The organism is Bradyrhizobium sp. HKCCYLRH2047, from assembly GCF_051168175.1.
Taxonomy (GTDB): domain Bacteria; phylum Pseudomonadota; class Alphaproteobacteria; order Rhizobiales; family Xanthobacteraceae; genus Bradyrhizobium.
In genome coordinates, this window is sequence record NZ_JBNPUM010000002.1 from 35,814 (window position 1) to 49,061 (window position 13,248).

The window sequence follows — 13,248 nt, forward strand, 5'->3', positions numbered from 1 at the left end:
TCCCGAGATGACCGCGAGCGCCGTCGCCGCCGCGGTCGCCGCCGGCAAGCTCACCGCCGTCGAGGCGACCGACGCCGCGCTGGCGCGGATCATGGCCCGCGATGGTGTGCTCAATTCGTTTACCGACGTCACCGCCGAGCGGGCGCTCGCGAAGGCCCGCGCCGTGGATGCCGACATTGCGGCCGGGAAGCCGGTTGGTCCGCTCGCCGGCGTGCCGTTCGCGGTGAAGAACCTGTTCGATGTCGAGGGGCTGCCGACCCGCGCCGGCTCCAGGATCAACCGCGATCGCACCCCGGCGACACGCGATGCGACGCTGATCGCGCGCATGGAAGCCGCCGGCGCCGTCCTGGTCGGTGCGCTGAACATGGGCGAATACGCCTACGACTTCACCGGCGAGAACGTCCATGACGGTCCGTCGCGCAATCCGCACGATCCGACGCGGATGAGCGGCGGTTCGTCCGGCGGCTCGGGCAGCGCTGTCGGCGGCGGCCTGGTGCCGATTGCGCTCGGCTCCGATACCAACGGCTCGATCCGCGTGCCGTCGTCGTTCTGCGGCATCTTCGGCCTCAAGCCGACCTACGGCCGGCTGTCGCGGGCGCGCTCGTTTCCGTTCGTCATGAGCCTGGATCATCTCGGTCCGTTCGCACGCTCGGTCGAGGATCTCGCGCTCGCCTATGACGTGATGCAGGGGCCAGATGCGGACGACGCCGCGTGCACCGCGCGTGCGCCGGAGCCGGTCTCCGGCCAGCTCTCGCAAGGCATCGGCAGTCTGCGCATCGCCCTTGCCGGAGGGCACTTCCAGACGAATCTGTTTCCTGAAGCCGCCGAAGCGGTCGCTCGTGTCGCGGCTGCGCTAGAGGTCACCGAGGTGGTCGAGGTGCCCGAAGCGGCGCGCGCCCGCGCCGCGGCTTATGTCATCAGCACCACCGAGGGCGCCTCGCTGCATCTCGACCGGCTGCGCACGCGCGCGGGTGATTTCGATCCGGCGGTGCGCGACCGCCTGATTGCGGGTGCGATGATTCCGGCGCCGATGGTGGACCGCGCGCAGAAATTCCGCCGCTGGTATCGCGGCAAGGTGCTCGAACTCTTCAAGTCTGTCGACGTGCTGATCGCGCCCGCAACGCCCTGCGTTGCGCCCAGGCTCGGGCAGGCGACCTTCGTGCTCGACGGCGTCGAGCTGCCGGTGCGCGCCAATATCGGCATTCACACGCAGCCGATCTCGTTCATCGGGCTCCCCGTCGTCGCCGTTCCGATTCCGCTCGAGCCGATGCCCATCGGCGTGCAGATCATCGCGGCGCCCTGGTGCGAACATGTCGCATTGCGTGTGGCCCACGCCTTGCAACAGCTTGGCGTCGCCGCTGCGCCGGCCCCGAGAGGAGTTCTGGAGAATGGAAGTCGATCTGCCTGACGTCGTCGCGGAAGTCACCGCGCAGTTCCAGCGCTATGAACAGGCGCTGGTCCGCAACGACGTCGCCGTGCTCGACGAGCTGTTCAAGCAGGACTCCCGCACGCTGCGCTACGGCATCGGCGAGAACCTCTACGGCTACAGCGAGATCGCGGCGTTTCGCGCCGCGCGCTCGCCGGCAGGACTGATGCGGCGGACCGCGCGCACCGTGATCACCACCTACGGCCGTGACGCCGCGGTCGCCTCGACGCTGTTCTATCGTGACACCGCGCCCGGCAAGGTCGGACGCCAGATGCAGACCTGGGTCCGGTTTCCGGAAGGCTGGAAGATCGTCGCCGCCCATGTCAGCATCATCGACGAAGCAAAGGGCGGCTGAAGATGAGCCTGGACGATCTACCGCCGCGAACGCGCCAGCGGCCCGCCCGCGAGTCCGAGATCAAGCGCATCGACCGCGCGCCGCCTGCGGTTGCGAAGATCACGCGCGCGGAGGAGCTGCGCCTGCAACTCGCCGACGATATCGTGCGCGGCGCGCTGGCGCCGGGGGCGCCGCTGGACGAGACCGAGATCGCCAAGCGCTTCAACGTCTCGCGCACGCCGGTGCGCGAGGCGCTGCGTCAATTGGCGACGTCCGGGCTGATCGAGGCGCGTGCGCATCGCGGCGCCGTCGTGGCGCGGCCCTCGGCCGACCGCCTCACCGGCATGTTCGAGGCGATGGCCGAGCTCGAGGGCCTGTGCGCCGGTCTCGCGGCGCAGCGCATGACGCCAGTCGAGCGGCAGCGGCTGGAAGCCATCCACGAGGAGCTGCGCAATCTCAGCCACGCCGGCAATCCCGAGCGCTTCCACGAGGTGAACGAGCGCTTCCACAACGCGATCTATGCCGGCGCGCACAATGCCTACATCGCCGAGATCACCCTGGCGACGCGGGTGCGGGTGCAGCCGTTCCGCCGCGCCCAGTTCCGCAATCTCGGCCGCCTTGCCAAGTCGCATGCGGAGCACGACCGCGTTGTCGTCGCCATCCTGCGCGGCGACAAGGCCGGCGCGGCGAACGCGATGCGTGCCCATATCGAGCTGGTGCGCGGCGAATACGAGATCTACGCGGTGTCGGTGTAGGTTTTCGTTCGAGCGGTAGGGTGGGCAAAGCAGCCGCCGTTCGGCGGCAGCGTGCCCACCGTCCCACGGCGAGCTGATCACCAGCGGCATGGTGGGCACGGCGCCGCTGCTATCTCGCTCGGCGAGAGCGTGTGAACGCGCCTTTGCCCACCCTACGATTTTGCGCGTGGAGCCGTCAGTCCTTCTGCGCCATATACGCGCGCCAGCCGCCGAACTCGGAGATGTCGCGCGCACCGTCGAGCGCGGCGGGCTCGACGAGGAATCCTTTGGCGGTGCGGCCATCCGTCAGCCGGATGGTGCCGATCGACAGTGGCGGCGGGATCAGGTTGACGAATTGGCCGAAGCCGGCGGCCGACAGCGCCCAGATCTCGACCGCCATGGCGCTGCCCTTGTCATCGTCGATGCGCAGCATGCCGGGCTTGGGCGGCGTGGTCGACAGCGCATAGAGCTTGTAGTCCGGGGCGGTGGTCGTCGCCTCGAGCAGACGCCCGCCGAGGCTGGTCAGTTCGTGGTTCAATGCCATGCCCGAGAGATGCGCGCCGACGACGACGATGGCGATCTCGTCGCCATGCAGTGACGGTGACACAGGCGCGAGCGGCGGCAGCGGGATCGACTTGGCGCCGACCGGCAGCGCCGTGTCGGCATGAAAGGCGCGCCCGAGGCTGGCGAGCGCCGCATCGCGCCCGGCCGGCGCGAGCAGCGTGACGCCGAACGGAATGCCATCGCTGCGCATGGCGGCAGGCACGGCGAGCCCGCAAAGATCGAGCAGGTTGACGAAATTGGTGTAGGTGCCGAGCCGGCTGTTGAGCTCGATCGGGTTGGAGAGCGCCTCCGCGGTGGTATAGGCGGTCGGCGCCGTCGGCAGCACCAGCGCGTCGACGTCTGCGAACGTGCGCTCCGCCACCTTCCGCAGCCCCTGCAGACGATACAGCGCGGCAAACGTGTCGGCCGCGCTACCGCGCGCGCCGCCGATGGTGATCTCGCGCGTCACCGGATGGATCGCGTCGGGATCGGAGGCGAGGAGATCGCGGATCACGAGATAGCGCTCGGCAACCCACGGGCCTTCGTAGAGCAGCCGCGCGGTCTCATAGAACGGCTCGAGGTTGAATTCGACGAGCTCGGCGCCGAGCTTGGCGAAGCGTGCGGCCGCGGCGGCATAGCCTGCTTCGGCGGCCTTGTCGCCGAAGAAGATCAGCTGGCCCGAACGGGGAATGCCGAGCTTCACGCCCTTCGGAAAGGCCGTCACAGCGGCCACGGGGCGGTCGCGCGAAAACGGATCGAGCGGATCGGGCGCTGCCATCACCGACAGCGCCGCGACCGCGTCGTCGACCGTGAGCGAGAACACCGAGATGCAGTCGAGCGTGCGGCACGCCGGCACGAGGCCCGTGGTCGAGATCATGCCCAGACTCGGCTTCAGCCCGACGATGTTGTTGAGCATCGCCGGCACGCGGCCGGAGCCCGCCGTATCCGTTCCGAGCGACAGCGGCACGAGACCGGCCGAGACGGCCACGGCAGAGCCGGAGCTCGATCCGCCCGGCACGAGATCGGCGCGCACCGGGTTCTTCGGAATGCCATAGGGCGAGCGCACGCCGACGAGGCCGGTGGCGAACTGGTCGAGATTGGTCTTGCCGACGATGATCGCGCCGGCCGCGCGCAGCCGCCCCACCGCGGTGGAATCGCGAGATGGCGTGTACGCGAAGGCCGGGCAGGCGGCGGTGGTCGGCAGCCCCGCCACGTCGATGTTGTCCTTCACCGCGACGGGCACGCCGTAGAGCGGCAGCGATCTGTCCTTGTCGGCGAGGGCTTCGGCCTCCGCGAGCGCGTCCTTCTCGCCGCGCAGGCTGATGAAGATGGCGGGGTCGTTGTGCGCGCGAATCCGGGCGTAACAGCGCGCGATCGTGTCGCTTGGCTTTGTCAGGCCGGCGCGATGGGCGGCGACGATCTCGGCAATGGTCTCGGTCACGCGGCGCTCCGCGTCTCGTCCGAGCCCCAACTCTGGCCTGCCATTCTATTGCGCTCCGCTTCGCCAATCCTGCTGCGAACGTAGCAAGCCATGTGCCATTGTGTACACGGCCGGGATGCGGGCCCGACAAGGGAAAAATCTTGAAAGTCAGTGAGTTGGTATGCCGTCCGACAAGCCGTTGGGCGATCGGACACGGTTGCCGAAGGCGATTTGCCTAATTGATGGGCAGGTTGGGCGCCGGCGCCACCTAGTACCCGCGCCGCTCGGCCTCCCCGCCGGTGATGCGCGCGAGCCGTGCCTCGGTGGCCGAGCCCGTGCCACGGGCTGTCCGGAGCGATGCAGACGGCGGGCGGCTCACGGTGGTTCCCGACGATGGAACGTCGTCAGCCCCGCTGGGGAAGAACAGCAGTGCAACGCTCAGGCCGAGATTGACCAGCGCGCCAACCCACGTGCCGTGGTGCGATGATGTCGCCGCGTATTCGGGAAACCGGCCGGCGATCACGTAGTCCAGCACCATGACGGCAATCCAGGCCGGGATCACGCAGACCGGGTCCCAGCCGATGTCGCGGAAGCGCATCGCCTGCAGCATCAGGTTCGCGACCAGGCAAAGGCCAATCAGCACCATGATCGGCAAGCTCACCGTCAGCGCCGACGTCTGCGGGGCGAGCGCGGCAAGGCCGACGGCCACAACCACGATCAGGACCACCGAAACCAGCGCAAGACCGAGCGAGGCGAGAAAATATTGCAGACGGCCGAGACGCGCATTGAAACCGAAAATGAACCCCAACATCCGCCACTCCCCGCAGGCCGAGCCGCAATCGAGGGCGCGGCCGACATGGCATATCAGGCTGAAATTGCCGCCCGCCTTCGCCGATAATTAGAATTGCATCGATCGCGTGCGACGGCGCTTTCGCGCTGCGACATCCCGCGCGGCCGAAAATATATCGTTGCTAAAGCAACTAATCTGTGGAACGATCGACCCGATCAGCAATGAGGCGCGGAATGATCCGCGTCTTGAAGAAGGGACGGGAACGTGATGCGCAGCCTGCTCGACGCAGGCGCGGCCGCTTGCGCGCGCGCCAACAGATTGCCGCAGCGGACAGGGCGGCCGCTCGGCGGTGGCCGCCGAAGTGGCTCAGCTCGCGCCCGTGACGGCGTCGAGATTGTCGTGGATCCGGCGCAGCAGGGTGATCAGGACTTCCCGCTCATCCTTGTCGAGACAGGCGAGCAGACGCCGCTCGCGTTCCAGCGCGGCGACGATGACCTTGTCGTGCGTCGCGCGGCCCTTGGCCGTCAACGAAATCGAATGGCTACGGCCATCCGCCGGATCGTTGCGGATCGCGATCAGGCCGCGGCCCTTCATCAGCGCCAGGGTGCGGCTGACCGGCCCCTTGTCGAAGCCGATCACGCTGCAGATGCGCGAGGCCGGGATGCCCGGCTCGATCGCCAGCAGCGACATGATCCGCCATTCGGTGACGTTGACGCCGAAATTGCCCTGATAGAACGCGGTGGCGCTGTTCGACAGCTTGTTGGCGATGAAGGTGATGAAGGCCGGCACATAGCGGTCGAGATCGAGCGTGAGGCCGTGCCCCTCAGGCTCGCGCGGCGGCGCTTTGCGCGGCGTCCCGGATTTCTCGCTCATGATCCCCAGCGTCCATGCATCGCCACTCATACGGATACGAAAAGCCGCATGACAAGGCCAAACTTCGGGAGCTCCGCATGAACCCAACAGGTCTTTCCCCCGCTGCCGGCGTGGCGCCGGCCATCCCGCACCTCGCCATCGATCCGTTTTCGTATGAATTCTTCGACGATCCCTATCCGGCGCATCAGGAGATGCGCGAGGCCGGCCCCGTCGTCCATCTGGACGCGTGGAACGTCTACGGCGTCGCCCGCTATGCCGAGGTCTATGCCGTCCTCAACGATCCCCAGACATTCTGCTCCAGCCGCGGCGTGGGCTTGAGCGACTTCGCCAAGGAAAAGCCGTGGCGGCCGCCGAGCCTGATCCTCGAGGCGGATCCGCCTGCGCATACGCGCACCCGCGCCGTGCTGAGCAAGGTGCTGTCGCCGGCCGTCATGAAGCGGCTGCGCGACGGCTTCATGGCGGCGGCCGAGGCCAAGATCGACGAGCTCGTAGGCCGGAGCTCGTTCGACGCGATTCCGGATCTCGCGGAGGGCTATCCGCTGTCGGTGTTCCCCGATGCGCTTGGGTTGAAGCCGGAGGGGCGCGAGCATCTCATTCCCTATGCGAGCCTGGTGTTCAACGCCTTCGGTCCGCCGAATGAGCTGCGACAGCAGGCGATCGAGCGCTCGGCGCCGCACCAGGCCTATGTCACGGAGCAGTGCCAGCGCGACAATCTCACGCCCGGCGGCTTCGGCGCCTGCATCCATGCCTTCAGTGACACCGGTGAGATCACGCCGGCCGAGGCGCCATTGCTCGTGCGCTCGCTGCTGTCGGCCGGCCTCGACACCACGGTCTATGGCATCGGCGCCGCGGTCTATTGTCTTGCCCGCTTTCCAGACCAATGGGCGCGGCTGCGCGCCGATCCGTCGCTGGCGCGCAACGCGTTCGAGGAGGCCGTGCGCTTCGAAAGCCCGGTGCAGACCTTCTTCCGCACCACCACGCGGGACGTCGAGCTTGGCGGTGTCGTCATTCCCGAAGGCGAGAAGGTGCTGATGTTCTTAGGTGCCGCCAATCGCGATCCCCGCCGCTGGGAGCAGCCGGACAGCTACGACGTCACTCGAAAAGTATCAGGTCACGTGGGCTTCGGCTCGGGCATCCACATGTGCGTCGGTCAGTTGGTTGCGCGCCTCGAAGGCGAGGCGGTGCTGACGGCGCTTGCGCGCAAGGTCGGGAGCATCACGATGAGCGGCCAGCCGAAGCGCCGCTACAACAACACGCTGCGCGGGCTGGAGAGCCTGCCGGTGACGTTCACCCCAGCCTGCACTCCAGCCTGAGTCTTGCCATGACGACGATCACTTTCCTTCATCCCGACAACCGCAGCGAAAGCGTGGAGGCCGAGGACGGCGCCAGCGTCATGCTCGCGGCGCTGACCCACGGCATCGATGGCATCGTCGCCGAATGCGGCGGCAATGCCGTCTGCGCCACCTGCCACGTCTATGTCGACGACGCCTGGACAGCGAGGCTCGATCCGGTCTCCGACGACGAGGATGCGCTGCTCGATGGCACGGCGGCGGAGCGGCTGCCGAACAGCCGCCTGTCCTGCCAGATCAAGGTGCAGCCGGCGCTGGCCGGTCTGGTCGTGCGTATCCCGGACAAGCAGAGCTGACGGCTTCGACAACAATCAAAACAAGCAACACATGGGGAAGGAACACATGAAGCAACTCAGGACCTGTGCGCTCGCGCTGGCCGCATCATTGGGCGTCTCGGCCGGAGCATCCGCCGGCGAGATCTCGGACAACGTCGTGCGCGTGGGCGTGCTCAACGACATCTCCGGCATCTTCCAGGACACCAACGGCATGGGCTCGGTCGAGGCCGCGCGCATGGCGGCGGAGGATTTCAACGGCGGCGGCAAAGGCATCAAGGTCGAGATCGTCTATGCCGATCACCAGAACAAGGCCGATGTCGGCTCGGCGATCACGCGGAAATGGCTCGATGTCGACAAGGTCGATGCCGTCGTCGACGTGCCCAACTCGGCCGTCGGCCTCACGGTCAACGAGCTGCTGCGCAACAGCCGCATGACTTTCCTGGCCTCGTCGACCGCAAGCTCCGATCTCACCGGCAAGGCGTGCTCGCCCAACACCATACAGTGGGTCAACGACGCCTGGGCGACCGGCAACACCACGGCGGCCGCGATGATGGGCCGTGGCGGCAAGGACTGGTACTTCATCACGGTCAACTACGCGCTCGGCCAGGGCATCGAGGCGGAGGCCACCAACTACATCGAGAAGCACGGCGGCAAGGTGCTGGGCTCGGCGAAGCATCCGCTCGGTACGACGGACTTCGCCTCGTTCCTGCTGCAAGCGCAGGGCTCCAAGGCGAAAGTCATCGGGTTGGCGAACGCTGGCGGCGACACCATCAACGCGGTCAAGCAGGCGTCCGAGTTCGGCATCCAGCAGGGCGGTCAGTCGCTGGTCGCGTTCCTGCTCTTCATCAACGACATCCACGGCATGGGCTTGAAGGCGGCGCAGGGCCTGCAACTGCTCGAAGCGTTCTACTGGGACATGGACGACGACACCCGCGCCTTCGCCAAGCGCTTCGCGGCGCGCCCCGGCATGAACGGCAAGATGCCGAGCGGCAACCAGGCCGGCGTCTATGCCTCGACGCTTGCCTACCTCAATGCGGTTGCGGCCACCGGCAGCGACGATGCCAAGGACGTCGTTCCGCAGATGAAGACGGTGAAGGGCAAGGACAAGCTGTTTGGCGAAACCATGATCCGCGCCGACGGCCGCGTGGTGCATCCGATGTATCTGTTCGAGGTGAAGAAGCCGGAGGAGTCGAAATATCCGTACGACTACTATCGTCTGGTCTCGACGATCCCGGCCGAGCAGGCGTTTCGTCCGATCGCCGAAGGTGGTTGCGCGCTGGTGAAGTGACGCTCTTTGCGGGTGCCGTGACGAGCATCCCAGCCGGCCGTGTCATGCCGACGCGGCCGGCTTCTGCTGTGATGCAGTATCCTTAACAAGCACTATAGTTCTTGCCTTTGCCCGTTTCTGGGAATTATGGTGCATGGGTCGATCGCGCGCAGGATGAGAACCGCGCGACGGATGCTGCGGCGAAACGCCGCCGCTGGTCGTGCTGCTGCGTAGCGGCGACGAAACAACGATAAGAACGATTTGTCTGAGGGGAAGAAGACCATGAAGAGCTTCTGGCTGGCGAGCGCCGCGGCGCTGCTGTTTTCGAGCACGGCCTTTGCCGGCGACACCATCAAGATCGGCTTCGTCTCGACGTTCAGCGGTCCGACCGCCGTGATCGGTAACGACATGCGCAACTCGTTCGAGCTCGCGCTCGACCATCTCGGCCGCAAGATCGACGGCAAGCCGGTCGAGGTGATCTACGAGGACGACCAGCAGAAGCCTGACGTCGGCAAGCAGAAGACCGAGAAGCTCGTGCAGTCCGACAAGGTGGACTTCATCGTCGGCTACATCTGGTCGAACGTGCTCTTGGCCTCGCTGAAGACCGCGGTGGATTCCCAGACCTTCCTGATCTCGGCCAATGCCGGCCCGTCGCAGCTCGCCGGCGAATTGTGCTCGCCTTACGTGTTCTCGACCTCCTGGCAGAACGACCAGACGCCCGCCGCGATGGGCCTCTACATGAACCAGAAGGGCGTCAAGTCGGTGTTCCTGATCGGCCCGAACTATGCCGCCGGCAAGGACATGCTGGCCGGCGTGAAGAGCACCTTCAAGGGCCAGGTCGTCGGCGAGGAATACACGGTGTGGCCGAGCCAGCTCGACTTCTCCGCCGAGCTCTCCAAGGCGCGCGCCTCCGGCGCCGAGTCGATCTTCGTGTTCTATCCAGGTGCGGCCGGCGTGCAGTTCCTCAATCAATACGCGCAGGCCGGGCTCAAGGAGAAGATGCCGCTCTACACCGCCTTCACCGTCGACGAATTGTCGCTGCCGCTGCAGAAGGACAATGCGATCGGCGTGCCCGGCGCCCAGGAATGGGTCAACGACCTGCCGAACGAGCAGAACAAGAAGTTCGTCGCCGACTACCGCAAGAAATACACCGGCCTGCGTCCGACCTATTACGGCGCCCAGGCCTATGACGCGGCCCAGCTGATCAACAGCGCCGTGGTTGCGGTCAAGGGCGACACGTCCAAGAAGGACGCGATGAAGGCCGAGATGGAGAAGGCCAACTTCAAGTCGCTGCGCGGCTCCTTCAAATTCGGCAACAACCACATCCCGATCCAGAACTTCTACCTGCAGGACGTGGTCAAGGACACCGACGGCCAGCTCTCGTTGAAGACGGTCGCCACCATCGTCGAGAACGACCAGGACCGCTTCCACGACAAGTGCCCGATGAAGTGAGCGAAAAGAATTCCGAGCCAGCGGCCGAAACAGGCCTGGAATTTGCTTGAAGCTTAAAACATCTCCGGCCTAAGATCGGGACGGACATGGCGGCAGCGCCTGGAACGGGTTCTGCCGCCGTCTTTTTAAGCGTGAAGTGAGGGGCATGCTTCTCGTCGTCGAACAATTCCTGAACGGGCTGCAGTTCGGACTGCTGCTGTTCCTGCTGGCCGCCGGCCTGACGCTGGTGTTCGGCATCATGGACTTCGTGAACCTCGCCCACGGCTCGCTCTACATGATGGGCGCCTATTTCGCAGCGACGTTCGTGGCCTGGACTGGCAGCTTCGTGCTCGGTGCGGTCATGGCGCTCGGAGCCACGCTTCTGCTCGGCATCGTGCTCGAATTCACGGCACTGCGCCATCTCTATGGGCGTGATCACCTTGACCATGTGCTCGCGACGTTCGGCCTGATCCTCTTCTTCAACGAGGCCGTCCGGCTGATCTGGGGCCCGGCGGGACTGGCGCTGCCGCTGCCGTCCTGGCTCGCCTTCCCGGTCACGATCCTGCCCGGCATCCAATATCCCGCCTATCGGCTCGCCATCATCGTCGTGGCGCTCCTGGTGGCGCTGCTGCTCTATCTCGGGGTGATGCGGACGCGGATCGGCATGCTGATCCGCGCCGGCGCCTCCAACCGCGAGATGATCGGTGCGCTCGGCATCAACATCAAGCTGCTCTATACGCTGGTGTTCGGCCTCGGCGCCGCGCTCGCGGGCCTCGCCGGGCTGATGCAGGCGCCGATCCTGACCGTGCAGATCGGCATGGGCGAGAACATCCTGATCCTTGCCTTCGTCGTGATCGTGATCGGCGGCATCGGCTCGATCCGCGGCGCCTTCATCGCCGCGATCATGATCGGCCTGATCGACACGATGGGCCGCGCCTTCCTGCCAAACCTGTTGCGCCAGGTGCTGAACTCGGCGGCGGCGTCCACGGCGGCGCCGGCGATGTCGTCGATGCTGATCTATCTCCTGATGGCGATCGTGCTGGTGGCGCGGCCTGAAGGTCTGTTTCCGGCCAACCGCAGATGAAATCACAGCTCAACGTCTCAAGCCTCGTGGCCGCACTCGTCGTGGCCGGCCTGGTGCTGCTGCCGGTCTATTCCAACCTCTCCGGCAACATTTTCATCCTCACGCTGTTCACCCGCATCGTGATCCTGGCGCTGGCGGCCGTCAGCCTCAACCTCATCATGGGCTATGGCGGCATGATGAGCTTCGGCCATGCCGCCTATCTCGGCATCGGCGGCTACGCCGTCGGCATCCTGGCGCAAGAAGGCATCGGCTCCGGCTGGGCGCAGTTCGCGGTGGCGATCGCGGTGTCGGCGCTCTATGCGCTGGTGATCGGTGCGCTTTCCCTGCGCACCCGCGGCGTCTATTTCATCATGATCACGCTGGCTTTCGCGCAGATGGCCTACTACGTCGCGTCCGGCCTCGCCCGTTACGGCGGGGATGATGGGCTCACCGTCTACAAGCGCAGCGATTTCGGTGGCCTGATCAACCTCGGCAACCGCGTGCAGTTCTATTATCTCTGCCTGTTCTGCCTGCTTGCCGTCGTGGTGCTGATCTGGCGCATCGTCAATTCGCGCTTCGGCCTCGTGCTGCAGGGCCTGCGCTCCAACGAGCAGCGCATGCAGGCGATCGGCTTCCCGTCGAAGGGGTACAAGCTGGCGTGCTTCGTCATCGCCGGCATGCTGTGCGGCCTGTCCGGCGCACTGCTTGCCAACAATACCGATTTCGTCAGCCCTGCCGTGATGTACTGGACCCGCTCCGGCGATCTCATGGTGATGGTCATCCTCGGCGGCATGGGCACCCTGATGGGGCCGGTCGTCGGCGCGGTGGTGTTCCTCGTGCTGGAAGAGGTGCTGTCGCAGATCACCGAATATTGGGCGCTGATCATGGGGCCGCTGCTGCTCCTGATCGTGCTGTTCGGCCGCGGCGGCATCATGGGCATGCTCGGGAGGTTGAACCGTGGCTGAGCCGTTGCTTCGCGTCGACAATCTCGTGCGCCGGTTCGGCGGCATCGTCGCCACCGATCACGTCTGCCTGGACGTTGCCAAGGGCGAGATCCACGCCATCATCGGGCCGAACGGCGCCGGCAAGACCACGCTGATCAGCCAGCTCACCGGCCACCTGGCGCCGCATGCGGGGCGCATTTTCTTAGGTGGCCGCGACATCTCGCATTTCCCCGCCTATAAGCGCAGCGCACTGGGGCTGGCGCGTTCGTTCCAGATCACCTCGCTGCTGACCGACTTCACCGCGGCCGACAATGTCGCGCTGGCGGCGCAAGCCCATGACGGCAAGCACTCGTTCCGTTTCTTCGCAGCCGCGCGCAAGGACAAGCCGCTGCGCGCCGCCGCGCACGCCGCGCTGGAGCGCGTCGGTCTCGGCCATCGCGCCGACGTGCTGGTCTCGAAGCTCAGCCATGGCGAGCAGCGCGAGCTGGAGCTCGCGGTCGCGCTCGCGACCAAGCCGCAGCTCCTGCTGCTCGATGAGCCGATGGCCGGCTTGGGGGTGACCGAGTCGCAGCGCATGGTGAAGCTGCTCAATGAGCTGCGCGACGAGGTCTCGATCGTGCTGGTCGAGCACGACATGGAGGCGGTGTTCGCGCTCGCCGACCGCATCTCGGTGCTGGTCTATGGCCGCATCATCGCCTCGGGCAAGCCGGACGAGATCCGGCAGAACGAGGAGGTCAAGCGCGCCTATCTCGGCGACCAGCATGTGGTGGTCGGCCATGGTTGATCTGGGGACAAGCGC

General features: G+C 66.2%; 13 protein-coding genes. 10 read left to right on the forward strand and 3 right to left on the reverse strand.

The features are described from left to right. The first annotated feature begins 7 nt into the window (after positions 1 to 7). The 3 genes from ACQR1D_RS03765 to ACQR1D_RS03775 are packed head-to-tail and all read left to right on the forward strand — an operon-like array spanning position 8 to position 2,515. Entirely contained in the window at positions 8 to 1,408 is a 1,401-nt protein-coding gene (locus tag ACQR1D_RS03765; RefSeq protein ID WP_316237367.1) for an AtzE family amidohydrolase, read from the forward strand. Next, complete coding sequence (hpxZ, locus tag ACQR1D_RS03770) at positions 1,389 to 1,781, forward strand: oxalurate catabolism protein HpxZ (RefSeq protein WP_315801627.1); 393 nt, start codon at positions 1,389 to 1,391, stop codon at positions 1,779 to 1,781. Before ACQR1D_RS03765 ends, hpxZ begins: the two co-directional genes overlap by 20 nt. 2 nt (positions 1,782 to 1,783) lie before the next feature. Further along, a complete protein-coding gene (locus ACQR1D_RS03775; RefSeq protein ID WP_315801626.1) occupies positions 1,784 to 2,515 on the forward strand; it encodes a GntR family transcriptional regulator in 732 nt (243 codons plus the stop codon). A 175-nt stretch (positions 2,516 to 2,690) separates the two neighbouring features. Here ACQR1D_RS03775 and atzF read toward each other — a convergent pair whose 3' ends face one another. The 3 genes from atzF to ACQR1D_RS03790 all read right to left on the reverse strand — a co-directional run bounded on the left by atzF (position 2,691) and on the right by ACQR1D_RS03790 (position 6,120). Then, entirely contained in the window at positions 2,691 to 4,478 is a 1,788-nt protein-coding gene (gene atzF, locus ACQR1D_RS03780) for an allophanate hydrolase (RefSeq protein WP_434838133.1), read from the reverse strand. Positions 4,479 to 4,725: 247 nt separating this feature from the next. Continuing rightward, complete coding sequence (locus ACQR1D_RS03785) at positions 4,726 to 5,268, reverse strand: DUF805 domain-containing protein (RefSeq protein ID WP_434838132.1); 543 nt, start codon at positions 5,266 to 5,268, stop codon at positions 4,726 to 4,728. Between the two features lie 345 nt (positions 5,269 to 5,613). Then, positions 5,614 to 6,120 (reverse strand): MarR family winged helix-turn-helix transcriptional regulator, encoded by a 507-nt coding sequence (locus ACQR1D_RS03790; protein ID WP_315801623.1) that lies wholly within the window; start codon positions 6,118 to 6,120, stop codon positions 5,614 to 5,616. Positions 6,121 to 6,197: 77 nt separating this feature from the next. On the opposite strand from ACQR1D_RS03790, the gene ACQR1D_RS03795 reads away from it, so the two are divergent. The 7 genes from ACQR1D_RS03795 to ACQR1D_RS03825 all read left to right on the forward strand — a co-directional run bounded on the left by ACQR1D_RS03795 (position 6,198) and on the right by ACQR1D_RS03825 (position 13,233). Beyond that, complete coding sequence (locus ACQR1D_RS03795) at positions 6,198 to 7,433, forward strand: cytochrome P450 (RefSeq protein WP_434838131.1); 1,236 nt, start codon at positions 6,198 to 6,200, stop codon at positions 7,431 to 7,433. Between the two features lie 8 nt (positions 7,434 to 7,441). Continuing rightward, the gene (locus ACQR1D_RS03800; protein WP_315801621.1) at positions 7,442 to 7,765 is read left to right on the forward strand and encodes a 2Fe-2S iron-sulfur cluster-binding protein; all 324 of its coding nucleotides are present in this window, start codon (positions 7,442 to 7,444) and stop codon (positions 7,763 to 7,765) included. 46 nt (positions 7,766 to 7,811) lie between these two features. After that, positions 7,812 to 9,032: an ABC transporter substrate-binding protein gene (locus tag ACQR1D_RS03805; protein ID WP_434838130.1), complete on the forward strand. Its 1,221-nt coding sequence runs from the start codon at positions 7,812 to 7,814 to the stop codon at positions 9,030 to 9,032. A gap of 261 nt (positions 9,033 to 9,293) precedes the next feature. After that, on the forward strand, positions 9,294 to 10,463 hold the full coding sequence (locus ACQR1D_RS03810) for an ABC transporter substrate-binding protein (protein ID WP_315801619.1): 1,170 nt from the start codon (positions 9,294 to 9,296) through the stop codon (positions 10,461 to 10,463). A gap of 145 nt (positions 10,464 to 10,608) precedes the next feature. Next, the gene (locus ACQR1D_RS03815; RefSeq protein WP_315801618.1) at positions 10,609 to 11,526 is read left to right on the forward strand and encodes a branched-chain amino acid ABC transporter permease; all 918 of its coding nucleotides are present in this window, start codon (positions 10,609 to 10,611) and stop codon (positions 11,524 to 11,526) included. Continuing rightward, positions 11,523 to 12,470: a branched-chain amino acid ABC transporter permease gene (locus tag ACQR1D_RS03820; protein ID WP_434838129.1), complete on the forward strand. Its 948-nt coding sequence runs from the start codon at positions 11,523 to 11,525 to the stop codon at positions 12,468 to 12,470. Before ACQR1D_RS03815 ends, ACQR1D_RS03820 begins: the two co-directional genes overlap by 4 nt. After that, positions 12,463 to 13,233, forward strand: coding sequence for an ABC transporter ATP-binding protein (locus tag ACQR1D_RS03825; protein ID WP_434838128.1), 771 nt, complete (start codon positions 12,463 to 12,465; stop codon positions 13,231 to 13,233). Before ACQR1D_RS03820 ends, ACQR1D_RS03825 begins: the two co-directional genes overlap by 8 nt. Positions 13,234 to 13,248: the final 15 nt, after the last annotated feature.

Coding starts and splice junctions, on each gene's coding strand:
- ACQR1D_RS03785 (WP_434838132.1), bottom strand. CDS start 5,268: ATGTTGGGGTTCATTTTCGGTTTCAATGCGCGTCTCGGCCGTCTGCAA.
- ACQR1D_RS03775 (WP_315801626.1), top strand. CDS start 1,784: ATGAGCCTGGACGATCTACCGCCGCGAACGCGCCAGCGGCCCGCCCGC.
- ACQR1D_RS03795 (WP_434838131.1), top strand. CDS start 6,198: ATGAACCCAACAGGTCTTTCCCCCGCTGCCGGCGTGGCGCCGGCCATC.
- ACQR1D_RS03790 (WP_315801623.1), bottom strand. CDS start 6,120: ATGAGCGAGAAATCCGGGACGCCGCGCAAAGCGCCGCCGCGCGAGCCT.
- ACQR1D_RS03800 (WP_315801621.1), top strand. CDS start 7,442: ATGACGACGATCACTTTCCTTCATCCCGACAACCGCAGCGAAAGCGTG.
- hpxZ (WP_315801627.1), top strand. CDS start 1,389: ATGGAAGTCGATCTGCCTGACGTCGTCGCGGAAGTCACCGCGCAGTTC.
- ACQR1D_RS03810 (WP_315801619.1), top strand. CDS start 9,294: ATGAAGAGCTTCTGGCTGGCGAGCGCCGCGGCGCTGCTGTTTTCGAGC.
- ACQR1D_RS03820 (WP_434838129.1), top strand. CDS start 11,523: ATGAAATCACAGCTCAACGTCTCAAGCCTCGTGGCCGCACTCGTCGTG.
- ACQR1D_RS03815 (WP_315801618.1), top strand. CDS start 10,609: ATGCTTCTCGTCGTCGAACAATTCCTGAACGGGCTGCAGTTCGGACTG.
- ACQR1D_RS03765 (WP_316237367.1), top strand. CDS start 8: ATGACCGCGAGCGCCGTCGCCGCCGCGGTCGCCGCCGGCAAGCTCACC.
- ACQR1D_RS03805 (WP_434838130.1), top strand. CDS start 7,812: ATGAAGCAACTCAGGACCTGTGCGCTCGCGCTGGCCGCATCATTGGGC.